Genomic DNA, 26,651 nt, shown 5'->3' with positions numbered 1-26,651 from the left:
TTTTTCTTATTTGTACCTGAAAATGATCCTTCCCCTGGACAAATCATACGGGCTCATCTCCACTCCCACTTTATCACCCGGTAATATCCGGATATAATTCATCCGCATTTTCCCAGAGATGGTGGCCAATATTTCATGACCATTTTCCAACTTTACCCTGAACATCGCATTAGACAGCGCTTCCAGAATTACTCCATCTTGTTTAATCAGCGGTTGTTTTCCCATATTCGTTTAAGGAGGCGCAAAGATAGGATTATCACGCGGATTTAAGAAAAAATAACATAAAATTTTCCCCTCCTCCGTGAATGGCCCTAAAAGCAGGCAAAAATAAGTATAAAATCATTGACAATCAGGCAGGATTGAGCTCTACTTTGGTCATCTGGTAGTAGTGGTTCTGAAGCTCATGCACATGAATGGCCTGGCGCAGGTGCCGGCGGTCTTCCCGCCACCAGATCTCGAGGTCATTGAAATTGCCTTGGGTGGGTAACAGGATCCGGAAGGAGTCTTTCTTATACTTAACAGAACCGTTATCACTTTCAACCTTTTGAAAACCAAGTTTTAACAACTGCTCTTCGGATAGCGGGATGGGGAAAAGGTGTTCGGGTTTAAACCAGAATTCCTGAACGGCTGTTTCCACGCACACCTCTTTGTCTTCTTTGTTCAGTTCCTTTACAGTTCCTTCCACCAGCTGGCCTTCATACTCGGCCATTACAATGTCTCCGGGTTGCAGTTCTGAAAGTTTAAGCATACGACAGCAATTTTTAGGTTAAAAAAATGCCGCAGGAAGGCAAAGTTGCAGCGAGCGAGAAGTGTTAGTTTACCAGCCCTCAGCATCTTTGCGTCCACGCGGAATAATCATTACCTAATTTACCGAAACCCGGAATACAAAAAAAATTAAACCTATCTGTTATCTACTCCTTAACACACAACTAATTCCGGAGGTATTTTGCTGCCAGTTTACCAGCCAACCAGTAACAAGCAACCAGTTACGTCGCCAGCGCCTCCCCTATCGGTTTGGCTTTCAGGCCTGTGCTTGTCCCGCTGCCCGTTTTCTGTTGTATCTGCCGGTTCACAAAATACATGATCACGGCGGCTATCACCATGGCTACCATGGTTACATAGCCTACGGTATCAAAATGGGCCAGACTCTTATTGGGGTTTTCTACAATTATAGAGCCTGCCAGTACAGCGGCAATACCGCCTGATACCTGTTGCACAGAAGAATTAATACTCATATAAGCTCCCCTGTCCTGCGGCTGCGGTATAATACTGGTTAAAGCCGTGGCCGGTACCATACGCGACATAATACCGGAGAACATGATGACATTTATAATAACCAGCGTGGTGAACGAAATAACGCCAAGATGTGTATAAATACCGATCATGACCATACTGATAACGGTACCTATACAGAATATCAGGTATTTATCTATCTTATCGCTCAGCTTGCCGATCAACGGCATTATAATGAGTGAACAGATCCCGGTGATGAAGTATAACCAGGGTAATGCTTTTTGCTGGATACCAAGATTATTAACTGTAAAAGCGCTGGCATAAGGCATCATCATAAAGCCACCGGTGGCCAGCAGCATAGTACCCAAGAACCCAACGAGGTACGGCCTTGTTGTGATGGTGTGGGCGAGGTGTTGCAGGGGATTTTTTTCTGCTTTCTGTTGAAGATGCCCTGTAACTGGCTTCATATAGAACACGATCACAAGTCCTAGGAGAAAACCGAACACCACGATCAGCCAGAAGGCGAAATGCCAGCCCTGCTCATTGGCCAGCAACAGACCGATAGGGATACCCATTACCTGACTGCCGCCAAATGCCATTTGTACAATACCCATCACCCGGCCCCGCATCTGGACTGGGAATAGATCGGTGACGATGGCCATGCTGGCCGAACCTACTATCCCGCTGAACAATCCGGTAACGATCCGGGCGATCAGCAGGGAATGGAAGTCGTTGGCTAAAGCACACAAAGCCGTGCCAATTAAAAATCCAATGTAAAAGATCACCAGCAGCTTCTTACGATCATACTTATCGGCAAAACCTGCCGCCAGTATACCCGAAATACCGGCGCTAAAAGCATAGGCCGATACTACCCACCCAAATTGGTCAGGGGTTATGCTCAATTCTTTCATCAGGATAACACCCAGCGGTGAAAGGACCATAAAATCCAGGATAATGGTAAACTGGAGCAGCGCCAGTATTACTACAACCAGTGTTTGATAAGGGGTGAAGGACGGTTTTGGAACGGCTTGTTTCGTCGTCTGATTCATGGCTATAATTTATCAGTGTTTAATTAATCGGGCAATGCTTCACAGCAAAAACCGGCGCCCGTTACCAGTGTAATCACGTCTTCCTCTGTCAACTGCATGGCTTCAATGCGCAAAACCTTGTCAACATCCGCCTGGTCCACATTCCATTTCAGAATGCCAGGCGCACTATTTAAAACAGGGCTTACCTGTCGCAGGTCTTTCTTATGCCGCAAGTTGGTCTTGAATACCAGTACCTGCAGTCCCACTGTGCGGGAAGACGATTGAGTACTGTTGATATTGTTAAAATGAACATTCATTTACTTAATCAGGCAAATGTTTTAAGGCTTCAGGGCTTTTAATACCATCTCCAGGGCAAGCTGCATCACTTCTTCTGTAAGCTTAAAATGCTTGTTCTTGTGGCCACCCTGGTTATGGAACTTAATTAACTGGTACAGGGGGGCAAAGGCTACAGACCAATACACTTCAAAAGGCACCTCCCGTAATTCTTTATTAACGATTGCTTTATGGACGAAGGGTCCGAGTACCTTGCCAAATTTGGCAGTAATGACTTCGTGCACCTTTTCAAACAAGGGTGAATACCTCACCTGTTCCATAAATTGCATTTCCATCGGGTATCGCATAAAATAGTCCAGGCGATTCTTCCACTGGATCGCCATCCCTTCAGCAAAAGGAAGCTCAGGATCAAATCCCGCCAGGCTGACCTCGATCATTTCATCCACCACCGTAAGACACAACTTCAGAAGCAGGTCTTCCCTGTCCTTATAGTAGATATAGAGGGTGGCAGGCGAAATACTGGCCGCTTTGGCCAACTTTTGCATGCTAAACCCATCAAGGCCTTCTTTTACAATCATTTCGATGGCCTTTTGCCTTACCAGGTCTTCCTTGTCAGTGTCTCTTGTTCTCATTCGTACAGCAAATATAAGTGAACATTCATTTACTTATGTTATCTGGTCGTTATTTTCTGGTTAACGGGCCTTTTTATCAATGCAGAAGGGTGAATAACAACATGTTATTCACCCTTCTCCCTATTAATAACAGGCAGTATTTACATTTTTGCGATCTGCTGATTAATAAACCCGATCTCTTCTTTGGAAAGTTTTACTTCGATGGCTTTGGCATTTTGCACCGCCTGCTCCGCATTCCGGGCGCCTACCAGGGCTACGGTAATGGCGGGTTGCTCAATCGTCCAGCGGATCACCACCTGGGCCAGACTGGCCTTTTTTTCTGCCGCCAGCGGTCTTAGTGTATCCAGGAAGGCATTCACCTTTGTGATATTCTCTGGTGTATAAAAGCGGTTGCTCTCCCGGGTATCCCCTTCGCCAAACTTATGACCCGGTTTTATCTTACCGGTAAGCAGGCCCCGTTGCAGCGGACTGTAGGCAATGATGGATTTTTTATGCTCCAAAGCGTAAGGCACCAGTTCCTTTTCAATATCGCGCAGCACCATGCTATACGGCACCTGGTCAGAAGCCAGCTTGATGGTTTTCTCCGCCTCTTTCATCTGCTCCACAGCATAATTACATACGCCGGCAGCCCTGATCTTACCCTGCTGCAGCAGCAAGGCCAATGCTTCCATCGTTTCGGCAATGGGAGTAGAAGGATCGGCCCAGTGTATCTGGAACAGGTCAATATAATCTGTTTTCAGCCGGCGCAGACAGTCTTCGCATTCTTTGATCACACTGGCTTTGGAAGCCAGCTTATAAATATCGAGGTCATTACCGGCTGCATCTTTGCTTTTGAAGAAGAACTCCCCTTCTTTCACGTCCCAACGCAAACCGAATTTGGTAAGCAGTTGCACTTTATCCCGTGGTATACCTTGGATGGCTTCGGCTACGATCTCTTCGCTCAATCCCTGTCCGTAAGCCGGCGCTGTATCAATAGAAGTAACACCTTCTGCATATGAAGCCTGTATCGCTTTTACCGCATCCTTCCTGTCGGCCCCACCCCACATCCATCCGCCAATCGCCCAGGCCCCAAAGGTAATAGCTGATAACCGGAGGTCTGTTTCGCCCAATTGTCTGTATTCCATAGTTCAAGTTTGAGCGCAAATGTAAAATAGAGAGCGGTATGGTGGACTAATAATTAATAAATGAGGAGCTATCACTGCCATGGCTAATCATCCCGCCCAAAGCGTACTACCAGCTCCGTAACCTGGAAACCGCTGCGGGCAGGTTTCTTTTCACCCGGCACCACGATCCTGAACGGGCCTTTACCGGTGGGCAACGGCTTGCCTTCCGATTCATCGGCCAGATAAAGAAAACAGGGCTTCACATAATGAACAGTTCATATACCATCCCTTTGTTTACGCGCATCCAACATTGTCGGTTTTGTTCTATTTCCCCCGTACGGCCCGGAATAGCTTTGTTGAAAATTAAATACTATGTCAACAAGCAACAAAACAAACAGGATACTGGTGCTCGGTAGCACCGGAAAAACGGGCAGCAGGGTTTTTAACCGCCTTACCAAAGATGGCTGGACAGTACGTGCAGGCTCCCGCGGTGCAGCCATTCCTTTCGACTGGGACAACGAGGCTACCTGGCCAGCCGCCCTGCAGGATATTGATTCAGTATATGTAGCCTATGTGCCAGATCTGGCTGTTCCTGAAGCGGTCCCAGCCATCACTGCCTTTACCAAAGCAGCCGCAAAAAGTGGGGTAAAGAAACTGGTCTTATTGTCCGGCCGTGGTGAACCGGAGGCACAACAGTGCGAGCAGATCGTTATGAATACAAACTTCAACTGGACCATCATCAGGGCAAGCTGGTTCTGCCAGAACTTTAGTGAAGGCTATCTCGCCGACCCCATTGCAGCCGGTCATGTGGCATTGCCTGTACCTAATGTTAGAGAACCCTTTATTGACATAGATGATATTGCAGAGATCGCCATAGCAGCTTTAACCACCGACAATCACACCAACACCTTGTATGAGGTAACCGGACCGCGCATGCTCACCTTTAAAGAAGCAATAGCAGAAATTGCCCGCGCCACCGGCAAGCCTATCCAATACCAGCACATATCTATGGACGAATATGCAGCCCTGATGGACGAATACAATGTTCCTAAAGTATACACATCACTGCTCACTTACTTATTCACAGAAATACTGGATGGCAGAAATGCGCATGTAACAGACGGTGTAGAAAAAGCCTTAGGCCGCAAGGCAACTGATTTTTCGACTTATATTCAAAAAGCTATTGCAGGAGGTGTATGGGGATAGCCAGGCGCTATTCCCCTCTTCTTTTACGCCCGCTTTTTATAGCTGATGATCGCCCAGCCATTCAGCAATACCGCAAAGCCGAAGACGATCAGTAGCTGGTGTTTGATATCTGCCAGGCTGCTGCCTTTCAGGATCACCATACGCATTACTTCTACAAAATAGGCCACCGGGTTTACCTTGGTCACAGCCTGCGCCCAGGCCGGCATACTATCAATAGAGGTATAAAGACCGCCCAGCAGGATAAACACCATTATGATAAAGAAAGACAGCAACATGGCCTGCTGCTGATTGGCGGTATAGGTAGAAAGCAACAACCCCAACCCCAGCACCGCCAGCAAATACACGGCTGCGAATACGTAAATGGTAAGCAGGCTGCCGGCAGGAATGACATTATAAGCAAATCTTGCCAGTATAAGGCCCAGGCTCAATACCACCATACCCAGCACCCAGAAGGGGATCAGCTTGCCAAGGATGAAATGGTATTTGCGGATAGGCGTTACGTTGATCTGCTCAATGGTGCCAATCTCCTTCTCCTTTACAATATTCAGAGAAGTAAGGAAAGCGCCTACCATCGTTACCAATACCACCAGGATACCCGGCACCATGAAATAACGGTAATTCAGGGAGGGATTGAACCAGTTGGAAGAAGTAACAGCTACATTCAGTTCAGGATTAAAGCGGGGAAACTGGATCCATTCCATTCTTATCTCCCGGTTAAAATCCTGGATAATGGCACGCAGATAGGCAGAACCCAGGCCGGCCTTGGCCCCATTGATCGCATTCACCGCCATGAATAAAGGCGCCTCATCTTCCTTTACCAGCGTCTTTTCAAAGGAGGCTGGTATTTCCAGGATCAGGTCGGCATGGTCTTTTTCCACTTCATGCATAGCATCCTTATAGGAGGAAGTATAATTATTCAATATGAAATACCCCGAAGCAGTGATCTTGGATACCAGTTGACGCGAATAGTCTGAATGATCATGATCTACCACGCTCAGCTTGATATTCTTCACTTCATAGTCCGCCGCACGGGGCAGGATCATCAATTGCACCAGGGGCATCACAAAAAGGATGCGGAGGATGGCCGGATCACGGAAGATTTGCCGGAACTCTTTCTGCAGCAGGAATTTTAAAGTTCTCATGCCAGTCTTATTTTAAACTTCTTAATAGCCAGCGCCAGCAGGAAAACCGTCATACCTGCCAGTATCAGCGTTTCTTTCCATACGGCTGAGATGCCCAGCCCTTTGATCATGACCGACCTCACAATATCATAATACCACTTCGAAGGAACTACATTGGATATAATGCGTAAGGCTAAAGGCATATTCTCGATCGGGAACATAAACCCGCTCAGCATCACCGTAGGCAGGAATAATCCCGTTAAGGAAATAAACATGGCCGTTTGCTGTGAGTTGGTAGAGGAAGAGATCAGCAGCCCCAGTGCCAGTGAGGTGAGGATGAACAAGATACTTTCTGCAATCAGCAACAATAAACTCCCATTGATCGGTACATCCAGCACAAACACACTCAGCAACAGGATACTGGTAATATTGATCATAGACAACAGCAGGTAAGGCACTGCCTTTGCCGTTACGATCTTCATCGGGCGCACGGGCGATACCAGCATGATCTCCATCGTGCCTGTTTCTTTTTCCCGCACCACCGTAATGGCAGTCATCATCGTACATACCAGCATCAGCACCATGGCCATTACACCCGGCACAAAACTGTAGGCGCCTTTCAGTTGCGGATTATACAACATCCGCATCTCTGTTTTAATGGTATAGGGCAATTGCCGGCCATTGGTGATCCTGTCCTGGTAATCCATAATAACCGACGTAGCATAGTTGGTTAGCGTAGTGGCCACGTTGGGATCAGAAGCATCGGCCACCAGTTGTACCTGGGCTGTATTGAAATGCTGCAGGTCGCTGTTGAACTGCTGGGGAAATACCACCGCCAGTTTGATGGCCCCTTGCTTAAAGGCAGCTTCAATATCTTTATAGGAATGCAGGTCGCGCGCAATATCAAAATAGCGGCTGGCTTCCAGTTCACTGCTGATGGCTGTGGAAGCCACATCCTGCGCATTGTCCAGGATGGCAATCCTGGAGTTCTTCACCTCATTGGTCAATGCAAATCCGAAAATGATGATTTGCATAATGGGCATACCCAGCAGGATAAACAGCGTACGCCTGTCGCGCCCGATGTGGTAGAACTCCTTTTTTACGAATGATAGAAACTGTTTCATATCAGTAAATACTTTTAATCTGCATTACGCTTTGCTTTCCGGGCCAGCTTTAAAAACACTTCATCCATGGAAGCCGCCTGCAATGTCTTTTTCAGTTGGGTAGGTGTATCGAGTGCATCAATGCGTCCATCCACCATGATAGATACCCGGTTACAATACTCTGCCTCATCCATATAGTGGGTGGTCACAAAAATGGTGATGCCTTTGGCCGCTGCATTGTAGATCATATTCCAGAACTCACGCCTGGTCACAGGGTCTACCCCGCCGGTAGGCTCATCCAGGAATACGATCTCCGGCTCATGGAAAATGGCTACAGAGAAAGCCAGCTTCTGCTTCCATCCCAGGGGCAGGGAGCCCACCAGCTTATTGGCCTCGCCTTCCATGTGCAGTTCCTGCAGCAGGTAAGCTGTTTTTTCCTTGATAAAAGCGTCGCTCTTGCCATAGATGCCGGCATAAAAGCGGATATTCTCTTTCACCGTCAGGTCTTCATACAGGGAAAACTTCTGGCTCATATACCCGATGCTCCGCTTGATCTGTTCTGTTTGTTTGTATACATCGTAACCGGCCACCGTAGCCTTACCGCCGGTAGGAATAGAAAGTCCGCACAGCATACGCATGGCAGTGGTTTTGCCGGCGCCATTGGCGCCCAGGAACCCGAATATCTCCCCCTTCTGCACTTCAAAGGAGATCCCGTCTACGGCCGTGAAGTCGCCGAAACGTTTGGTAAGGTGATCCGCTTTTATGGCTATTTGTTCATTCATGTTGCATTAGTTTTTCATCAGGTCCATAAAACAATCTTCTATATCCGGCTCTATCGCCTGTATCTCTACCTGTTCATGTCCCTTTTGTTGCAGGTAATGACGCAATTGCTCCGTATCATAACTGCCGCGCATCACAGCATGATGATACTCTCCAAAGGGATAAGCATCTGCCACAGCGCCGGATTGCTTCAGGTCATTCAGCAGGGATAGCATTTTCGTAGCCCTCACTGCCAGCAGGGGTTTACCAAAGGCAGCCCGTACACCAGCCGGACTATTGACCGATAATAATTTCCCATTCTGTATCAGCGCTACGCGGTCACAAAGGCTTGCTTCATCCATATAGGGCGTAGAGACCAGGATGGTGATGCCTTGTTGTTTCAGCTTGCGCAGCATCTCCCAAAACTCTTTACGGGATACAGCGTCCACACCCGTCGTAGGTTCATCCAGGAACAACACAGAAGGACGATGAATGAGCGCACAGCTCAGGGCCAGCTTTTGCTTCATACCTCCTGATAACTTACCGGCCCGCCTGTCCCTAAAAGGCTCTATCTGTGAATAGATGTCCTTCACGAGGTCATAATTGGCTGCTATGGAAGTATTAAAAATGGTGGCAAAGAATTCCATATTCTCCGCTACGGTGAGGTCCTGGTACAGGGAAAAACGGCCGGGCATATACCCCACCCTGTTGCGGATGGCTTTAAAATCCTTCACCACATCCAGCCCATCTACCGAAGCGCGGCCCCCATCGGGCAGCAATAACGTAGTAAGGATACGGAACAGGGAGGTTTTACCGGCCCCATCCGGTCCGATGATGCCGAACAGCTCCCCCTGCTCCGCTTCGAAAGAAATACCATGCAGGGCTTCCACCACATCTTTCTTCTTGCCGTACTTCTTGATAATATTTTCAGCTACTACTGAAGGCATATTAATTACTGATTATTCATTATTGATTATTCCCTGTATTCGATTCACTACTCACAATTTCACTTCTCCATACATCCCGATCTTAATAAACCCATCATTCTTTACCCGCACCTTCGTGGCATATACCAGGTTGGCGCGCTCTTCTTTGGTTTGTATCGTTTTGGGCGTGAACTCTGCTTTATCAGATATCCAGGTGATCACGCCGGGATATTCACGGTAGGCGTCTGCGCCATTATCAATCAATACCTTTACCGGCTGGTTCAGTTTTACCTGCGACAATTGGGTACCGGTTATATAGGCCCGCAGGGTCATCGTAGAGAGGTCGGCAATCTTATACAATGCCTTGCCGGCAGATGTCATCTCGCCCGCTTCTGCATACTTGGTGATCACCGTACCACCGATGGGATTGGTAATATCAGCACGCTTTAACTGATCATCCAGTTGCGCCACTCTCTTTTCCAGCGGCTTGCCTTCACTGAGGATGCTGCGGTTCTGGGTACCTACATTACTGCGCTGTACATTGATCTGTTGTTGGGTGACACCCATCTGCTTCTTCACCACATCTATCTCTGCATTCAGATCGTCCAGTTGCTTGCCGGTGGCCGCATCCTGTTTCAACAGGTTTTCGGTACGTTGCTTTTCGCGCAGCAGCCTGTCCAGTTGTGATTGTTGTACGGTCAACTGATCCTGTAATAACCTCACCTGCGGGGCCAGGTCGGAAGTCTTTTCTTTCAGGGCTTCAATGCTGGCCTGCACCTGGTCTTTCTGTAAGGACAGGTTTTCGGCATCAATGGTACCTACCACTTTGTCTTTGGGAATAGAATCTCCCTCCCGTACATCGAAAGACAATAGCTTGCCTGTCAGTTCTGCTGATACGATCACTTCATCCACTTCAAAAGTGCCCGATGCATCGTACGTAACTTTATTGCCATTGCAGGCAGTGAGGAAAGTGGCTATGATGATTACCCCTGTAATGATCTTTTTCATAATACTATATTTATTCCTGTTGCTTGTTTTCAGTTTATTGATTACCCGATATGGTTTCGTGATTGATCTGCGCCTGCAGCCACTGTAAGCGGTGGGCTATGAGCGCAAGCCTTGCCTGGTCTTCTGCATTTACTTCCCGCAGGTAATCATTCGCCGTGATCACGCCATTTTCCAGTTGTGCATTCGCCGACTCCTTTACTTTGGCACGGATATCAATGATCTGCTCATCCGTGGCAATCAGTTGCTGTAGTTTATTCAGTTCTGATTCCTGCTGCTTCAGTTGTGTATTCGTATTGAGCAGGAACAGGTCCTTCTGTACATCCACCATCCGCTGATTCACGGCCAGTAGTTGCCGTTCTTTTTTGGTAGTGTATAAATTGCCCAGCGACCAGTTGAGGCGTATGCCGCCGATATAAAACCAGTCAAAGTCGTTCTTCAGCATATTGAGCCCCGGCCTGCTGTAACCACCTTGTACAAACAGGCTGGTACGCGGCCGGTTCTTTGCACTTACCAACTGGTTCTGCGTTTTGAATAAACTGTCCTGGTAGGAGAATAACCTGAGTTCTGGACGGTTAATGCCCGGCGCCATAATATAAGTACGCACGGTGGGTGTTTCAAGAGCGGTATTTTCCGGCAGTGGCTGGTTCAGGAACAGCGACAATACATCCAGCCATCCCTTACGGGTAGTTTTCAGTTCAATGGTACGTTGTTCTGCCTTCAGCAGTTCAGCTTCCAATACCAGTTGATTGGAGCGGAAAGCAGTACCATTATTCACCTGCGCTGTTACTCTTTTAATGCCTAACTGTATATCTTTCTTCACCAGTTCGGTTTGCTTCAACTGTTCATCCAGCAATAAAATGCCGAGGTAGAACTGGTTGATGCGTTCCTTCACTTTATACAGATCTACTTCGGCACGCTGCTCTTCTACCAGTGCATTTACCTCCTGTACATTCTTTTGCGCCTTAATAGTGCCGCCATCATACAAGAGTTGGGTAGCCTCTGCCTGTATGCGGTACTGATCTTTGGAAGGGACCGGGATATCCATACCGGGGATCTTAATCGGCACGCTGGTCACATCCGACTGGTAAGTAGCCTGGCCCGACACGGTAACCTGCGGTAAAAAGCTTTTGTTGAGGTTATCAATCGTAAGTGTGGCCGTTTGCTTTACCAGTCCTTTCTGCTTAATGAGCGGATAATTTTGCCGGGCAAGTTCATAAGCCTGCTCCAGGGTGAGCCGGGTACTATCCTGCCCCAGCGCGGCTGTTGTGCACAGCAGCAGGGCTGCTGTTTTCCAATGTTTAACCACCTTATTTAACCATTTGGTCAACGTCTGCATAAAAAAATTTTATAGCCTTATTGAATTAATAACGAAGTCGGCCACCAGGGTCTTCCGTTCTTCCATCAACTGCATGAACTGATCATGCTCTATTTTAAATATTCCTTTAATAATTGGTCGCCCAACAAAAGGGAATATGCACATGGAAACCATATTCAGCATCAGTTGAACGGGCTTGATGGGCCTGATATGCCCCAGTCCTATCTCACGTTCTACCTGGGCGGCAAACTCCATGATCGGAGGCGTTCTGCCACCCCATATTTTCATAATAAAATCTTCGGGCGACTTATGTACCTCATTCAGCACAAAGAGCGGAAGGAAGGGATTGTCCATCATCATGGTGATATAACTATCTACAAACCCTTTTATCTTATCAAAAAGGGGCACATCGGCTTCAAACAGCATATTAACCCGGGGCAGGAATTTCATGACCGCCTCCTGGAATATCATTTCAAACAGCTTGTCTTTGCTGCGGAAGTAGTAGTGCAAAAGGGCCTTATTGATCCCGGCCCTGTCGGCAATATCCTGCATCCGGGCGCCTGCCATTCCCTGTTCCATGAACACCGCTTTGGCCGCCGCCAGTATCTTTTGCTCCGTACTTTGGTCCTTATTTGTCTCTTCAACCATACAGTTTAACCAAATAGTTAAACCAAAGGTATAACCCAATGGTCTATCTAGCAAGTGTTTTTAGGGGATTTTTTTAGACTGTCCTTAAGCAGATCATTATCAACCCCTTATTCCTGATAATAGGCAATAAGTGGAACAGTGCAACTTTGTCCCGGATGGTGGCATACTGGTAGGTAACTAATCCACCTTACCACTATCCCCGCTTCCAACAGAAGGCTGTTGAGGCTGATCACCTCCTTTTAAGTAAGAGGGCAGGTTAAGTCCGGCCATATTGAACAGGTCATTAAGCGGGGGAACTGTCTTCATCATGCCCGAAACAAAATTGGCCGTGGAGGAATTACCATTTTCGCCATTGCCGTTGCCGGAATCCCATACGGTGATCTTATCAATCTTGATATTCTTAACAGCTTCCACCTGGGTACGCACCAGCTCAGGCAGCTTTTCAATTAGCAATAACTGGAAGGCTTTATTCGGATCGCCGCCGGCGGCAGCCACCACTTCCTTATACCCTTCGGCCTGTTTGGTAAGTATTTCATACAAGCCTTTCGCTTCGGCCTGCATTTTAGCAAAAATGGCATCGGCCTCGCCTTTGGCATTTTCCCTTATGGTTTCCGCCGCCGCCTGCGCTTCAATGATGGCGCGTTGTTTGGCGATCTCTGCCGGCACCACAATATTGGCCATCTGGGTAGATCGCTCCCTTTCGGCACGCGCTACTTCTGCTTTTTGCTCGGCCACGTACGATTCTTCCAGTGCCTTGGCCTGTTGCACTTTTTCAGCGGAAATAGCAATGCGCAGAGCTTCCGCCTCTTTCTCCCTCCGGCCGGCTTCTGAGTTGGCAATGGAAATTTTTGCCTCGTTTTCACCCTTAATAGCTATAGCATTGGCTTCCGCGGTTTTTACCCGGGTATCCCTTTGCGCTTCTGCTTTACCGATGGTTTCATCCTTAATGGCCGTAGCAATGCTTATCTCCTTATCCTTCTGCGTGATGGCAATTTTAACATCCCGGTCCCTATGCGTTTCCGCGATCTGCGTATCCTTTTCCCGGTCGGCCAGGGCTTTACCGGTTTCACCGATCTTCTCCTGCTCTGCTACGCTGATCTTCGCTTCATTGATCGCTTTGGCGGCTGCCTCCTTACCGAGGGCGGCAATATAGCCCGATTCATCTTTGATATCGGTCACATTCACGTTGATGAGCTTTAAGCCGATCTTCTTTAACTCGCTGTCCACGTTCTTGGAAATGTTCTCGAGGAATTTATCCCGGTCGGAATTGATCTCCTCAATAGTCATCGTGGCAATGACAAGACGTAACTGGCCAAATAAGATGTCTTTTGCCAGTTCCTGTATCTGCTCTGCTGACAAACCCAGCAGCCTTTCAGCCGCTGTATTCATATTGTCGGCCTCGGTTGAAATGGCAATGGTAAAACGGCAGGGAACATCTACCCTGATATTCTGGCGACTAAGCGCATTGGTCAGATTGGCTTCAATGGACAAAGGCTTTAAATCCAGGAAGGCATAATCCTGGATAACCGGCCAGATAAATGCGCCGCCGCCATGGATACATTTGGCAGAGGAACCGCCGGTACGGCCATAGATCACTAAGATTTTATCGCTTGGGCATCGTTTATACCTCGATACCAGGGCCATAATGGTCACAAAAAGGACTACTGCTGCTACTACAATAATTAAGATGGGAGACATAAACTAGGGGCTTAAATTAATTCAACTATTAAGATATTATCGCTTTCTACTTTAACCACTTTAACAACAGAACCCGATGGTATTTTCTCTTTTTCAGTCATGGCATCCAATTCACGCATGGAGCCATTTATACTGATCATAATTTTACCCTTCCCCGACTTATTGCCCGGAATGGTTAAATATACTTCTGCTGTTTTATTCAAAGCGTTGGAGAATTTGAAAGAGTTGTCCTCTCCTAACTTTTGTATCTGGTTGATGACCAGGAAGAAAATATACACAAACAAAATACCTACCGCCAATGATACTATGATCAGGAGTAGGTGATTGGAGATCGTGGTGTAAAATGAAATACCAGTCCAGCTAAACCCTAACAGGAAATTAATCAGGTTACGCAAAGAAAAAAGCTGGAAAGGCGCATCAGTACCATGCAGGTTACTGTCGAAATCCGCGTCAATGCCGTCCGAAGCATCCGCTCCGGCAAAGGTCATAATGGTTTGGATCAGGAAAATGATACTTGCCGGAATGGCAACAAACCAAAACATTTTCAACAGGGGTTCCAGGGTTTCAAGTATCTCCAGCATATATAGTTGAAATAGGGGTTAAAAATCATACCTGCGGCCGGAAGATAATACTTTTAGCCTATTATTACCGCCGTTACGAAGGGGTTTTAACATTTGTCTGGACAGGAGCCCATTTGTTTCAAATTTGCTTGTACTTTTTTGCAAAACCATGAACCGGTATCCCCCTTCACTGACCCAGCCCTATAAACGCATTACAGCCTCTTGGCAATAGGTAGAGGAATTGCCTGGGGATTGCCTAAGAGTTGCCTGGGAATGGCCTGAGAATGGCCTAATAGAAGTAGGGGTATGCAGGGGATATGTGTGGAATACCCGTAGCCTGTTCAGGCAGGATGGCTGCCATTATTGTACCATTCGGCTACCATGCCACTACAAGCCATAGGCAATGAACGTCCTGCGGGGACTTGTAGCCTCGCAGCCCTATTTCCGGGCCTCCGGCCCACTTTAACCGGGTATTCCTGATTGCTGTCCCATAGTAGTCCCCGGGTAATCCCATAGACGCTCCATAGTCCTCCCATAGTAGAAGTAAGGGACAAGTAAGCCAGTAGTAAGGGAGTAGTAAGGCAATAGTAAGGAAACAGGGGTCAAATGCAGGCGGGACGGGGATTTATATTGTTTTGGATTGGCAAACCCAATCCCATAGCGGGTTTGATCAAATCACGCATGTTGAAATATTTATTCCCAATCATGGAAAAAGTAGATGAATAGCTTGATACAATTTAACGTAAAAAGCACCTTTCACCAACAAAAACACGTAAAAAAAGGCCGTCCGTCTTCAACGAACGACCCACTATTTAAAAAGCAATTCCGTCTTTTACTCTGCCCAACTCATGGTATAATGTTGATTTTCGATACCCAGAGCTTCCACGGTCAACTGCAGCGGATGGAAAGTATCCACCATCACGGCCAGTTCTTTGGTCTCCTTGGCGCCCAGGCTTTTCTCCACCGCACCAGGATGCGGCCCATGGGGTATACCTCCGGGATGCAGGGTGATCATCCCCCGCGTCACATTCTTACGGCTCATAAAATCACCATCTACATAATACAACAGTTCATCACTGTCAATATTACTGTGGTTATAAGGTGCCGGAATGGCCTGGGGATGGTAATCAAACAGGCGCGGACAGAAAGAGCACACCACATAATTATTGCCCTCAAAAGTCTGGTGCACCGGTGGCGGCTGGTGTACACGGCCTGTAATAGGTTCAAAATCATGGATGCTGAAGGCAAAGGGATAACAGCAACCGTCCCAGCCCACTACGTCAAATGGATGATGACCGTAATGAATGCCATACAGCATACCCTTCTTTTTGGTCTTGATCAGGAAATCGCCTTTTTCATCAAAAGTGGGCAGGTTCTGCGGCGCGCGGATGTCCCGCTCACAATAAGGAGAATGCTCCAGCAACTGTCCATACTTGCTCAGGTATTTCTTGGGAAAACGTATGGGGCTGAAAGATTCTACGATGAATAAACGGTTATGGGTATCCTTAAAATGGATCTGGTAAATCGTGCCCCGGGGTATTACCAGGTAATCGCCATAGCCGAAGGGCAGTTCACCATACATGGTACGCAGTACGCCACTGCCCTCATGAATAAAGAGCATTTCATCGGCATCGGCATTCTTGTAATAATAGGCATCCATGCTTCCCTCTGGCGCTGCCAGCACCACATGGCAATCATTATTCACCAGTACCGGTTTACGGCTTTGCAGGAAATCCTTTTCCGGTTTAATATTGAATCCTTCAAAGCTGCGGTGTTTCAGCATCTTTTCTTCCGCTATGACAGGCGCCACACTCACCGGCTCGTCCGTATGAATGATCTGTGTGGGCGGATGGTTATGGTACAACAGGGAGTAATCATTGGAAAACCCCTCCGTGGAGAATAATTGTTCTGAATACAGGCCGCCATCGGGTTTGCGGAACTGTGTATGACGTTTATGCGGGATCTGCCCCAGTTTATGGTAGTAAGGCATAGAATTACAAGTTTGAAATCCCGCTTTGCGGGATAAGTTTGAAAAAGATTGAAGTAATACAGGGTAAAGGCTGCGAGCAGCGAGCTATGAGCTGCGAGCAAAATGCGGCGAAGAACAGGGGACTCGAAGCTCGTAGCTCAAAGCCCGTAGCTGTCTTCCAACGCCACCATCAGGAAATAATATTTCCAGCGGCGTTTATCAATCCAATAGGTAAAATTGCGGTGAAAAGGCATATTTCAATCGTTGTTATAAAGATAAGCAATCCGTTCTAAATCGTACCATCCTGATACGGACCGCCCACTCGCACAGCCTGCCTATTTATGATAATTGGTTTCAAGTCCCAACCGCTTGCGTGTTTCCAGGTTGAATTTGAACTGTTCCGCTATAGGAATGGGGTCCTTTGTCACCTTATTAATATCCTTCCAGTCTTTGGACCAGAGAAAGGGAAAGAAGGCAAATACTTTTTCGCCGGATAAGGTAGCTACGGCTTTTTGCCAATCCTTCCAGCGGTAGCCTTTATAAAATTCTTCCAGGTTGCCGTTGAAGCAGAAGTGTAAAAAGTCAGTGTAGGTCACGTCAAGGTCTTCCCATTCCAGGTTGTCCGGCGCCAGGTAATACACCTTGCCCATTTTTTCTTTACTGAAGGTACCGCCATTAATAGCAAAGAACCCGCCTAAAACATCATCAGCTATCAGCAAATAGCCGGGAGCTTCTCCATATTCCTGGAAAGTTTTTCCTTTATTCCATTCCGGCAGGGAGCGGTTGAGCCGCGGATGACCGGAACCCAGTATCCGTATCCATCCGCCATCTACCAATAAGCCACCGGTCATGTACACAATAGCGCCCATGGGTGAGCGGGTAGTGACCTGTGTTTTGAATAAAGCATCTGTAGCCTTGGAGGAATCTGCCGGCAGTATCTCCACCTTATTCTTAGCAGAATCAATCCATCCTTTCACCAACAGCCAGCCCGGCTCCTCTTTGTTAATGAGCTCTTCCAGGGTACGCATTTTATGCTGCGCCAAACCAGTGGATGTTACGAGCAGGAAAATAACAAACACAATAATCCTTTGCATATACTATCCAAATTAATCAAAACTTCCCACGCGCCCAACAAAGCTGCACTATCTTCGCTGCTATATTCCCTTCCTGCATGACACGTATTGGGCTTATTTCAGATACGCACAGCTACCTCGACCCGGCAGTATTCAAACATTTTGAGCATTGTGATGAAATATGGCATGCCGGTGATTTTGGCACCCTGGCCATTGCCGACCAGTTAAAAGCCTTCAAACCACTGAAAGGCGTATACGGAAATATTGACGGCTATGAGATCAGCAGTGTATACCCGTTGTCCTTACGCTGGACCTGTGAAGAAGTGGAAGTGTATATGACCCATATCGGCGGCTACCCGCCCCGCTACAATCCTGCCGTTAAAAAGGAACTGACCGCCCGTCCGCCCCAACTCTTCATTGCCGGTCACTCCCATATCCTGAAAATAATCTACGATGAGAAACTCAACTGTCTGCACATGAACCCCGGCGCCGCCGGCAAAGAAGGCTGGCATAAAGTACGCACATTGATCACCTTTGCAATAGACGGTCAACATATGAAAGATTGCCATGTGATCGAACTGGGGAAGAGATAAATAAAAGTCCAAAAAATGGAACGTCCGGAAGTCGGTAAGAAACGCTCTTTCTGGCTTTCCGGCTTCCCGACTTACTTCTTCACAAAGCCAACCTTCTGCTGAAAATGTCGTATATTAAAGGTAGAAGAGGAAACACAGATTTTCAACCCACCAAATCTTACAGTCATTGCTGCCATTGTACATACCAATGGAAACTGCTCCATGAGGAAAACTGGTCTGTTCTTTATTCTCCTCATGTCGTTTTTATACGCCAGCGCAGATCATATCACCGGCGGTGAAACCTATTATACCCTCATCAGCTCAACCAACGGACAGTATCGCTATCGCATTACAGTTAAGCTGTTTATGGACTGTTTCAGCAACCGCCAGTTCAGCAATCCGGGCATTATCGGCATCTTTCATAAAGGCAGCGGGAGCCGCTATACTGATATTTCTGTGCCACTGGCCAACCAGGAAACACTGACCCTTACCGATGCAGGTCCCTGCATTACCAATCCCCCGCCCGTTTGCTACCGGGTGGGTTATTATGAGTTTGAAGCTACCCTTCCTGCCTCTCCGGATGGCTATATCATTGCCACCCAGGTCAATTACCGGGTCAATGGCATCAGTAACCTCATCAGCGGGTATAGTAATGTAGGCGCCACCTATACCGGAGAAATCCCTGGCACTGCAGCCCATCCTGACGGCCCCAATAACAGCAGCGCCCGCTTTACCGGCAATGATATGGTAGTAGTATGCGCCGATAACTCCTTTTCCTACAGCTTTGCTGCTTCGGACCCTAACAGCGATGATTTAGTCTATTCATTTTGTGAAGCTTATATGGGCGGTTCCGCAGGCGGCGGCGGTAATGCCACCCCACCCAATCCTCCACCCTACAACGCGGTGCCCTATGGCAATGGCTATAATGGCAGTTCTCCCCTCGGTGGCAATATACACATTGATGCCACCACCGGCATGATAACGGGTATTGCTCCTTCGGAAGGAACGTATGTGGTGACCGTTTGCGTACAGGAGATACGCGACAATAAGGTGATTGCCGTACAACGAAAAGACCTGCAGATAAAGATCGCTTCCTGCAATATCGCAGCCGCCTCCATTCCACCGGCCTATATGCTGTGTGATAGTACGCAGACGATCAGCCTGGTCAACAATTCCAACAGCCCCCTGATCCATAGCTACAACTGGGAAATTATCAATCCTGCAGGTGCTACCATCTTTAGTTCTGTTAACGCTACCGCATCCTATACTTTTGCCGATACCGGCATTTACCAGGTAAAACTGGTGATTAACCGCAGCGGCCAGTGTGCTGATTCTTCCACTTCTGTTGTCCGCGTATACCCGGGCTTTATACCGGCCTTTACCTTTACCGGCATCTGCGTCAATAAACCGACACAATTCCACGACGGCACCACCACGGTCTTTGGCCAGGTAAGCGGCTGGCGATGGGATTTTGGGCAACCTTTTGATCCTGCCAATAATAATTCATCTGCGCAACATCCCACTTATACCTATACCAACCTGGGTACAAAATATGTGCGGCTTATTGTAACGAATACAAAGGGATGTATAGATACCTTGATCAAACCGGTACCGATCGTAGACAAACCACCTATTACCCTTGCCTTCCGCGATACACTCATCTGTATCCCCGATGCCGTGCAATTAAAAGCAGAAGGTGGTGGTATCTTTAGCTGGAGCCCCAATACCAACATCATCAATGCCAATACACCAACGCCCACGGTAAACCCCACTACTACCACACATTATGTGGTAACCCTCGATGATCATGGCTGCCTCAACCGCGATTCAGTGCAGGTACGGGTAGTGGACCATGTAACCTTGCAGGTAATGGATGATACCATCATTTGCCAGGCCGATGCTATACAACTACGCCTTACGTCTGATGGATTGCGTTATGCATGGACGCCGGAGGAACAGATACTCAATCCCTATGTAGCCATTCCTACCGCCACTACGCCCGCCACTACTGTATATGAGGTGACAGCCTATATTGGCAGTTGCTCGGCAAGGGGTGATGTGCAGGTCACTACCGTTCCTTACCCGGTGTCAATTGCAGGGCCCGATATCATGATCTGCCACGATGCTTCCGTACAATTAAATGGCGGTACCGATGGCAAAACAGTGGAGTGGAGACCTGCCGCCAGCCTGAACAATCCCAACATTTTAAATCCCATAGCCCATCCACGCAGTACTACCAACTATATCCTGGCCAGTTACGATACAAGAGGATGCCCTAAAGCAGGATTAGACTCAATATTGGTAACTGTAATGCCTGATATTATTGCTTCGGCAGGCAGGGATACTGCTGCTATAGTGGGTCAGCCCGTGCAACTAAAGGCCAGTGGTGGCGTACGGTATAGCTGGTTGCCGGGTGAAGGATTGTCGGCCACCGATATTCCCAATCCCATTGCCACCCTGTATAACCCTTCCCTTTCGGTACGTTATAAAGTGTTGGTATTTAATGAAGCTGATTGTGTAGACTCCGCTTTCCTGAACATAAAGGTTTTCAAAACACGTCCTTCTATCTTTGTACCTACGGCCTTCTCGCCCAATGGCGACAGGAACAACGATGTATTCCGTTTTATAGCAGCCGGCATGCAAACCATTGAATACTTCAATGTATACAACCGCTGGGGACAAATGGTGTACAGCAGCACGAACAGCGGCAGTGGCTGGGATGGCAATACAGGCGGCAGACCACAATCGGCCGGCCTCTATGTGTGGACGGTGAAAGCAATGGATTATACCGGCACTGTTTATACGCAAAGAGGCACTGTTACCCTGGTGAGGTAAGGGCATCCAGCTTTTCAAGATATGCAAACCTTCAGGCTTATGATCACACGTATATGGCATGGCCGTACCAAAACAGCCGATGCGGCTGTTTACCGGCAATATGTTATTGACACCGGCATTCCGGATTACCTGGCTACACCGGGCAACCGGGGTGCCCAGATATGGCAACGCACAGAAGGCGATATTACCCATATCTGGACCGTTTCCTGGTGGGATGATTATGAGAGCATCAAAGGCTTTGCCGGAGACGACATCGCAAAAGCTCATTATTATGACGAGGATAAAAAATACCTGCTGGAGTTTGAGCCGGAAGTGCAGCATTGCGAGACGTATGACTTTAAAGCAACCCTTTATTAATACGCGACAGGAATATCTCCCGGTACTTTTCACTCACGGGAATACGTTCATTGCCGATGAACACATGATTATCCTCAATGCGGCGTATATGATGCCGGTTGATAATGTAAGACAGGTGCACACGGGAGAAATTGGCCGGCAGCGTTTCTTCCAGGTCTTTCATGCGCTTGTACACCACATGCCGTGCGTCTTTGGTATGAAATACCACATAGTCCTTCAGTCCCTCTATCAGCAACACATCATCATACTCCAGTTGCACAATGGCTTTCCCCGTCTTCAGGAACAGCTTTTGTGTAAGCGGCTGGGTAGTGGCCTGGTTATCCGTTGCTGTACAGAGTGCCGACACTTTATTCACAGCCCGCAGGAAACGTTCAAACGTAATGGGCTTCAGCAGGTAGTCAACAGCATTCTTCTCATAACTGTCTACCGCAAATTCAGAATAGGCCGTTGTGAAAATAAAGGGCTGGTTGGAAGGTAGCAATGTAGCCAGTTGCATGCCTGAGAGATGCGGCATATTAATGTCGAGGAAAATAAGGTCAGGACGCGCGTGCTTCAGGTAGTCCAGCGCTTCCAGCGCATTATAGCATTTGTGCAGCAGGTGCAGGTAGGGCACCTGGCTGATGTATTCCTCCAGCAGGTTCACTGCATACGGCTCATCATCTATCACCAAACAATTAATCTTCATGCTACAGGAAATTTGAGGGTGGCGGTATAGCAATGCTCTGTCTTTTCCGTAGTCAAAGTAAAATCATTTCCGTATAATAAAGTCAGCCGCTTGCGAAGATTGGTAAGCCCTACCCCGCTTTTAACGGTCCTTTCGTGGTCGTGATGACTGTTGCGGGTAATAAAGTGAAGATAGCCATCCTGTTGCTCCAGCGTGATCTTCACATCATTCTGTGTTACCGATTTATCCACTCCATGCTTGAAAATATTCTCCACCAGGGGTATCAGCAGCATAGGCGGAATAATCAGCGCATCATTAATGGCATGGCGGTCAAATACAATGGCGGCCTGGTGCAGCATACGGATCTGTTCCAGCTCCATATAATTTTCCAGGAAATCTATTTCCGTGAGCAGGGGCACTCTTTCCTTGGGCGCCTCATCCACAAAATAGCGCATGATATCCGACAGGCGGGCCACCACTTCGGCCGTTCTTTCATTCTTTGTATAGGCGAGGTAATAAATATTATTGAGCGTATTGAACAGGAAGTGCGGCTGTACCTGTGCTTTGAGCAGGTTCAGTTCAGAGGCCAGTTGTTGCATACGCATCTCCTCCTGTTTGCGCAGCAGGTGAACATAATCAATCGTTACCCGCAGCAGGGCGCCAAACATAAAGGCCAGGAAATTGGTAATGAACACAAAGGAGAAATGCGGCAAGGTCCAGTTATAAAAAGCCAGGTGAAGTGGCAGTAATACCTGGTTCTCCGCATACATCCGCACCACCAGCAGCACCGCCAGGAAAAGCGTGGAATAAATGAAATACAGGGTTTTGCGGTGGGCCTGGTAATAACGCGGTATCAGCCAGGAAGCATTACCATATACAGCAATTAAATAAGTAAGGGTAGCGATGGTAACAGACGAAAAGCCATATACCGGGTTTTCCCATTTCTGAATAGCATAGAGAATGAGGAAGATATAAAACAATACCCACACGGCTGCCTGAACGCGCAGCAGCCGCTTGCGCAATACACTATCAACTGTCGGCATGGTCATACTCGTCAAAATACGCAAATTGCTGCAAAACCAACGGATTGCCGGCCGGCCTTCGACAGTACGCCCCTGATTTTCGACGGTTATCCGGTACCTCAAAAGGTCGAAAAAAGAAAGCGGGAGGGCGAAGTCTTTTTTTACCGGCCAGTAGCCTCCTTAATATTGTTGCCACAAAAACTGCTACTATGCACACAATAACTATCCGCCTTGAATGGCTGAAACAATCTTCACTGGCATTGCTGATAGCCATGCTATTCACTACAACACCACTCATCCTGCTGTCACAAACCATTACCGAAGAAAATGGGGTAAAAGCCTGCCTGGAGAACTATATGAGCGGTGATGGCAACCGGATGGAAAAAGCCTTTCATCCATCTGCCACCATGAAATACATAGACTACCAAAGCGGGGAATTTAAGGATGTGCCCATTGCTGATTTTATTGCCCGGATCAAAAGCAATACTACTAAAACAGACAGGAAAATAGAGATCGTATCCATGAACATCGAAGGCAGTGCGGCACAGGCCAAGATCAGGATCGAAACAGCCCAGGTAATTATGAACGATTACATGAACCTGCTCAAAATAAACGGGGAATGGAAGATTGTGAGTAAGATCTTCTCCCGGCAGAACAAATAAAGTTGTTATCGTATAGCCAGGAAAAACAGCGCTGAGTTTATTTGTCTCATGTGACTGTACTTTTAGTCACATACAAGGGTTTGTGTCTACAAGGCCCTTGTTATTACAGCAACCGCTTATTCACTACCTGTAAAAAGGCATCCCGGTAAGAAGCACTCACCGGTAGTTTTGCCTTACCGGTCACCACCTGGTTATCGGCAATATGCTGTATGTGATCAATATTCACAATATAGGAATTATGAATACGAATAAAGTTGGCGGGTAACTGTTCTTCCAGTTCTTTCATCCGTTTATAGATCATCAGCTTTTGATCGGCTGTCACAATACTCACATACTCTTTTAATGCTTCGAGGTACAACACTTTGTCATATTCCACCTTGATAAGCTGTTTGCCCGACTTCACAAAAATATAGCTGGCATGGGCAGGAACAGCAGAAGCAATTACAGTCTCCTGTCTGGGTTGGGCAAAAAGGGCTTGTGCTTTGGTCACTGCCTGCATAAACCGTTTAAAGGTCACCGGCTTCAGCAGGTAATCCACGGCATTGTACTCATAACCTTCCAGGGCATAATTGGCGTAAGCAGTACTAAAAATAATGTGCTGGTCTTTGGGCAGCATGGCCGCCAGGTCCATGCCCGAAAGCTGGGGCATATTAATATCCATAAAGATCAGTTGCACCGTATCCGACTTCAGGAATTCCAATACCTCAAACGCATCATAGCACTTTGCCTTCAATTGCAAAAAAGGCACCTTGCGGATATGGTCTTCCAGCAACTGCACCGCATTGGGCTCATCATCTACTATAAGGCAGGTAATCCTATTCACAAAGGAATATTTAAATGTGCCAGGAACAAACCCTCCTGCTTTTCTGTATGCAGGGTATATTGCCCTCCATACAGCAACTCCAGCCTCGATTGCAGGTTTACCAGGCCATTGCCGCCATGTGATGCAGGTTCCAGTTCTTCAAATATCCTGTTGCGCACCTTCATGTCCAGCCGGCCGGCCTCCACTGTTATATCCAATTGCAGGAAATTGGCTTCACTCCGTTTATTAATGCCATGCTTGAAAACATTCTCCACCAAAGGTATCAATAACATGGGTGGAATGCTCACCCCATTTACTTCCCCTTTAATATCGAACTCGATCTGCATCGGGTGGCGCATCCGCATCTTTTCCAGGTGAATATAATCCCGGATAAAGTCTATTTCCCGGGCAAGGCCTATCTTATCCTTGGGCCCTTCATCTACAAAATAACGCATGATATTGGACAAGCGCTCCAGCAATCCCGCCGTGGTGGGCGACTCCCGCTGTGCCACAAAATAAATATTATTCAGGGTATTGAACAGGAAATGGGGTTGCACCTGTGCTTTGAGCAGGTTGAGCTCCGCCTCTGCGGTACGCTTCTTCAACTGTTCCTGCTGTTTGCGCATAGTAAAATAATCAAAGGCCAACCGTAATGGCAGGCTGAACAGGAGTATCAGTATATTCAGGAAGAAGGTTACAAAATAATACCTCAGCGGGATGGTTACCGGCTTCATTGCTTTCTCCATTCCCTTATCGGGCAGCAAGCGCATCACCACTACCTGCGCCTGTATTATCGCCCAGGTAGTCACTGCCATCAACAGGAGTACCAATACTACATACAGCCATTTCTTCTGCCGCCGGTAAAATTTGGGCACCATCCAGCAGGCATTTGTATACATCAGGGCTGCGTAAAAAACGGCATTACAAATGGCAAAGGAGGCAGACCGGGCAATACTCTGTCCTTCATGGAAAATCAGCAGGAACATGAGCAGGGTGATACATATCCACACGATCACCTGTACCTGGACTATAGAAATACCCTTTTTAAATAGTTTCATACGTGTCAAATTTAGTTCGCCCCGTATTGCTCCCCTGCCGGTTTCAACCAATAACCCCCTTTCTTCAATGGTTGCAGGTATTTAATCAACCACAGCAGGCATTGAAAAAACGAGCTGCCCGGTTGAATGTGTTTGTTGCCCTCCGGCAGGCTATCCATTTTTGTATCCTAAAAATAACCATTATGGACAGGTTTTTATTATTAGCCATGCTCTTACTGCTTACCTATATAACCCGGTGCCAGTCTGTACTGAAAACAGGCGACCCCTCCATCCGCTATGAGTTGATCAGGCCCGACGTTACACACTACAAGATCGTGACCACTGATTCAGCAGGCAAAACCTTGAGCGAGTTTACCTGCCTGCATACGATAGCTGTCAACAAAACCCGGGGCTGGGTCATACTCACGCAGGAATACCAATTTCCCGATGGCCGCATCCTGCTCGATTCTACCATTGCCAACCTCCATACCCTGTCGCCCGTGCGCATGCGTATGGTTACCACACCCCACTTTATGAAGATGGACCTTGATTTCCGCGCCCGGGAAGTACATGCCATAGCCGATAAAGGAGGCAGGAAAACAGATACCCTGCACAAAATGGAGGAAGGTTATTTCGATTCCAACCTGCTGGAATATTTATTTGGATTACTACCCTATAAGAAAGGCTTTAGCGCCACCATCAACGCCTACACATTTGAACAGCATGGCATGGACCCCTGGAAAGTGGAATATATAGGAGAAGATATGCTTACTACAACAGGAGGGCCTGCCTGGTGCTATGTGGCCAAAACGGGGAATGCCGGAAATATAACCGATATGATGACCTGGATAGAAAAATCAAGCGGTAAAGTGCTCAAGCGGGTAATTCCTCTTGGGAAAATGTACTATATCATCACGAAAATATAGCCATGAAGAAAGCTGTCAGCTATTAGCCGTTGGCTTTTAGCCATAAAAAAGCCATTAGGTATTGGAGTAGCCTAAGCTAACCGCTAATACCTAATGGC

At 47.5% G+C, this 26,651-nt stretch carries 28 protein-coding genes; 6 read left to right on the top strand and 22 right to left on the bottom strand.

The features are described from left to right. Window positions 1-6: 6 nt before the first annotated feature. The 7 genes from infA to HB364_RS11265 all read right to left on the bottom strand — a co-directional run bounded on the left by infA (window position 7) and on the right by HB364_RS11265 (window position 4,553). Window positions 7-225, bottom strand: a complete 219-nt coding sequence (gene infA / locus HB364_RS11295) for a translation initiation factor IF-1 (RefSeq protein ID WP_119054088.1) — start codon at window positions 223-225, stop codon at window positions 7-9. A 124-nt stretch (window positions 226-349) separates the two neighbouring features. Then, window positions 350-748 (bottom strand): hypothetical protein, encoded by a 399-nt coding sequence (locus HB364_RS11290; RefSeq protein ID WP_167288085.1) that lies wholly within the window; start codon window positions 746-748, stop codon window positions 350-352. A gap of 238 nt (window positions 749-986) precedes the next feature. Further along, the gene (locus tag HB364_RS11285; RefSeq protein ID WP_167288084.1) at window positions 987-2,282 is read right to left on the bottom strand and encodes an MFS transporter; all 1,296 of its coding nucleotides are present in this window, start codon (window positions 2,280-2,282) and stop codon (window positions 987-989) included. Between the two features lie 23 nt (window positions 2,283-2,305). Continuing rightward, complete coding sequence (locus HB364_RS11280) at window positions 2,306-2,578, bottom strand: hypothetical protein (protein WP_167288083.1); 273 nt, start codon at window positions 2,576-2,578, stop codon at window positions 2,306-2,308. A gap of 21 nt (window positions 2,579-2,599) precedes the next feature. Then, window positions 2,600-3,187 carry a TetR/AcrR family transcriptional regulator gene (locus tag HB364_RS11275; protein ID WP_167288082.1) on the bottom strand — a complete coding sequence of 196 codons (588 nt, stop codon included), beginning with the start codon at window positions 3,185-3,187 and terminating at the stop codon, window positions 2,600-2,602. A gap of 140 nt (window positions 3,188-3,327) precedes the next feature. Next, window positions 3,328-4,311: an aldo/keto reductase gene (locus HB364_RS11270; RefSeq protein WP_167288081.1), complete on the bottom strand. Its 984-nt coding sequence runs from the start codon at window positions 4,309-4,311 to the stop codon at window positions 3,328-3,330. A gap of 83 nt (window positions 4,312-4,394) precedes the next feature. Then, entirely contained in the window at window positions 4,395-4,553 is a 159-nt protein-coding gene (locus HB364_RS11265; RefSeq protein WP_167288080.1) for a hypothetical protein, read from the bottom strand. 109 nt (window positions 4,554-4,662) lie between these two features. Between HB364_RS11265 and HB364_RS11260 the strand changes: the two genes are divergently transcribed. After that, window positions 4,663-5,496: an NmrA family NAD(P)-binding protein gene (locus tag HB364_RS11260; protein WP_167288079.1), complete on the top strand. Its 834-nt coding sequence runs from the start codon at window positions 4,663-4,665 to the stop codon at window positions 5,494-5,496. A 23-nt stretch (window positions 5,497-5,519) separates the two neighbouring features. Here HB364_RS11260 and HB364_RS11255 read toward each other — a convergent pair whose 3' ends face one another. The 11 genes from HB364_RS11255 to HB364_RS11205 form a co-directional block, all read right to left on the bottom strand. Next, the gene (locus HB364_RS11255) at window positions 5,520-6,638 is read right to left on the bottom strand and encodes an ABC transporter permease (RefSeq protein ID WP_167288078.1); all 1,119 of its coding nucleotides are present in this window, start codon (window positions 6,636-6,638) and stop codon (window positions 5,520-5,522) included. After that, window positions 6,635-7,741 carry an ABC transporter permease gene (locus HB364_RS11250; RefSeq protein ID WP_167288077.1) on the bottom strand — a complete coding sequence of 369 codons (1,107 nt, stop codon included), beginning with the start codon at window positions 7,739-7,741 and terminating at the stop codon, window positions 6,635-6,637. Before HB364_RS11250 ends, HB364_RS11255 begins: the two co-directional genes overlap by 4 nt. A 14-nt stretch (window positions 7,742-7,755) precedes the next feature. Then, window positions 7,756-8,502: an ABC transporter ATP-binding protein gene (locus HB364_RS11245; protein ID WP_167288076.1), complete on the bottom strand. Its 747-nt coding sequence runs from the start codon at window positions 8,500-8,502 to the stop codon at window positions 7,756-7,758. A 6-nt stretch (window positions 8,503-8,508) separates the two neighbouring features. Beyond that, window positions 8,509-9,426, bottom strand: coding sequence for an ABC transporter ATP-binding protein (locus tag HB364_RS11240; RefSeq protein WP_167288075.1), 918 nt, complete (start codon window positions 9,424-9,426; stop codon window positions 8,509-8,511). A 51-nt stretch (window positions 9,427-9,477) separates the two neighbouring features. Beyond that, on the bottom strand, window positions 9,478-10,413 hold the full coding sequence (locus tag HB364_RS11235) for an HlyD family secretion protein (RefSeq protein ID WP_167288074.1): 936 nt from the start codon (window positions 10,411-10,413) through the stop codon (window positions 9,478-9,480). 34 nt (window positions 10,414-10,447) lie between these two features. Beyond that, a complete protein-coding gene (locus HB364_RS11230; RefSeq protein WP_167288073.1) occupies window positions 10,448-11,749 on the bottom strand; it encodes a TolC family protein in 1,302 nt (433 codons plus the stop codon). A gap of 9 nt (window positions 11,750-11,758) precedes the next feature. After that, window positions 11,759-12,376 (bottom strand): TetR/AcrR family transcriptional regulator, encoded by a 618-nt coding sequence (locus HB364_RS11225; RefSeq protein WP_167288072.1) that lies wholly within the window; start codon window positions 12,374-12,376, stop codon window positions 11,759-11,761. Window positions 12,377-12,553: 177 nt separating this feature from the next. Continuing rightward, entirely contained in the window at window positions 12,554-14,074 is a 1,521-nt protein-coding gene (locus HB364_RS11220) for a flotillin family protein (protein WP_167288071.1), read from the bottom strand. A gap of 11 nt (window positions 14,075-14,085) precedes the next feature. Further along, on the bottom strand, window positions 14,086-14,655 hold the full coding sequence (locus HB364_RS11215; protein ID WP_167288070.1) for a serine protease: 570 nt from the start codon (window positions 14,653-14,655) through the stop codon (window positions 14,086-14,088). An 811-nt stretch (window positions 14,656-15,466) separates the two neighbouring features. Beyond that, the gene (locus HB364_RS11210; RefSeq protein ID WP_167288069.1) at window positions 15,467-16,624 is read right to left on the bottom strand and encodes a homogentisate 1,2-dioxygenase; all 1,158 of its coding nucleotides are present in this window, start codon (window positions 16,622-16,624) and stop codon (window positions 15,467-15,469) included. A gap of 314 nt (window positions 16,625-16,938) precedes the next feature. Further along, window positions 16,939-17,697, bottom strand: a complete 759-nt coding sequence (locus tag HB364_RS11205) for a DUF2625 domain-containing protein (protein ID WP_208419936.1) — start codon at window positions 17,695-17,697, stop codon at window positions 16,939-16,941. 77 nt (window positions 17,698-17,774) lie between these two features. Between HB364_RS11205 and HB364_RS11200 the strand changes: the two genes are divergently transcribed. From HB364_RS11200 to HB364_RS11190, 3 genes are all read left to right on the top strand, one after another. Beyond that, complete coding sequence (locus HB364_RS11200; protein WP_167288068.1) at window positions 17,775-18,269, top strand: metallophosphoesterase family protein; 495 nt, start codon at window positions 17,775-17,777, stop codon at window positions 18,267-18,269. Window positions 18,270-18,470: 201 nt separating this feature from the next. After that, window positions 18,471-21,083: a T9SS type B sorting domain-containing protein gene (locus HB364_RS11195; protein ID WP_167288067.1), complete on the top strand. Its 2,613-nt coding sequence runs from the start codon at window positions 18,471-18,473 to the stop codon at window positions 21,081-21,083. Between the two features lie 39 nt (window positions 21,084-21,122). Then, a complete protein-coding gene (locus HB364_RS11190) occupies window positions 21,123-21,440 on the top strand; it encodes an antibiotic biosynthesis monooxygenase (RefSeq protein WP_167288066.1) in 318 nt (105 codons plus the stop codon). Here the strand turns inward: HB364_RS11190 and HB364_RS11185 are convergent. Then, complete coding sequence (locus tag HB364_RS11185) at window positions 21,421-22,125, bottom strand: LytR/AlgR family response regulator transcription factor (RefSeq protein ID WP_167288065.1); 705 nt, start codon at window positions 22,123-22,125, stop codon at window positions 21,421-21,423. The two genes, HB364_RS11190 and HB364_RS11185, sit on opposite strands and share 20 nt — an antisense overlap. After that, on the bottom strand, window positions 22,122-23,153 hold the full coding sequence (locus tag HB364_RS11180; RefSeq protein ID WP_167288064.1) for a sensor histidine kinase: 1,032 nt from the start codon (window positions 23,151-23,153) through the stop codon (window positions 22,122-22,124). The genes HB364_RS11185 and HB364_RS11180 overlap by 4 nt, the downstream gene beginning before the upstream one ends. Before the next feature lie 182 nt (window positions 23,154-23,335). On the opposite strand from HB364_RS11180, the gene HB364_RS11175 reads away from it, so the two are divergent. Further along, complete coding sequence (locus HB364_RS11175) at window positions 23,336-23,788, top strand: nuclear transport factor 2 family protein (protein ID WP_167288063.1); 453 nt, start codon at window positions 23,336-23,338, stop codon at window positions 23,786-23,788. Window positions 23,789-23,891: 103 nt separating this feature from the next. Here the strand turns inward: HB364_RS11175 and HB364_RS33510 are convergent, their stop codons facing one another. Further along, the gene (locus HB364_RS33510) at window positions 23,892-24,611 is read right to left on the bottom strand and encodes a LytR/AlgR family response regulator transcription factor (RefSeq protein ID WP_167288062.1); all 720 of its coding nucleotides are present in this window, start codon (window positions 24,609-24,611) and stop codon (window positions 23,892-23,894) included. After that, complete coding sequence (locus HB364_RS11165; RefSeq protein WP_167288061.1) at window positions 24,608-25,648, bottom strand: sensor histidine kinase; 1,041 nt, start codon at window positions 25,646-25,648, stop codon at window positions 24,608-24,610. Before HB364_RS11165 ends, HB364_RS33510 begins: the two co-directional genes overlap by 4 nt. Before the next feature lie 182 nt (window positions 25,649-25,830). Here HB364_RS11165 and HB364_RS11160 point away from each other — a divergent pair, with 182 nt between their 5' ends. After that, the gene (locus HB364_RS11160) at window positions 25,831-26,553 is read left to right on the top strand and encodes a DUF3108 domain-containing protein (RefSeq protein ID WP_167288060.1); all 723 of its coding nucleotides are present in this window, start codon (window positions 25,831-25,833) and stop codon (window positions 26,551-26,553) included. The last annotated feature ends 98 nt before the right edge of the window (window positions 26,554-26,651 follow it).

Source organism: Paraflavitalea devenefica (assembly GCF_011759375.1).
Taxonomy (GTDB): domain Bacteria; phylum Bacteroidota; class Bacteroidia; order Chitinophagales; family Chitinophagaceae; genus Paraflavitalea; species Paraflavitalea devenefica.
Note: the sequence above shows the minus strand (reverse complement) of the source record. Positions and strands in the feature narration are given on the sequence as shown.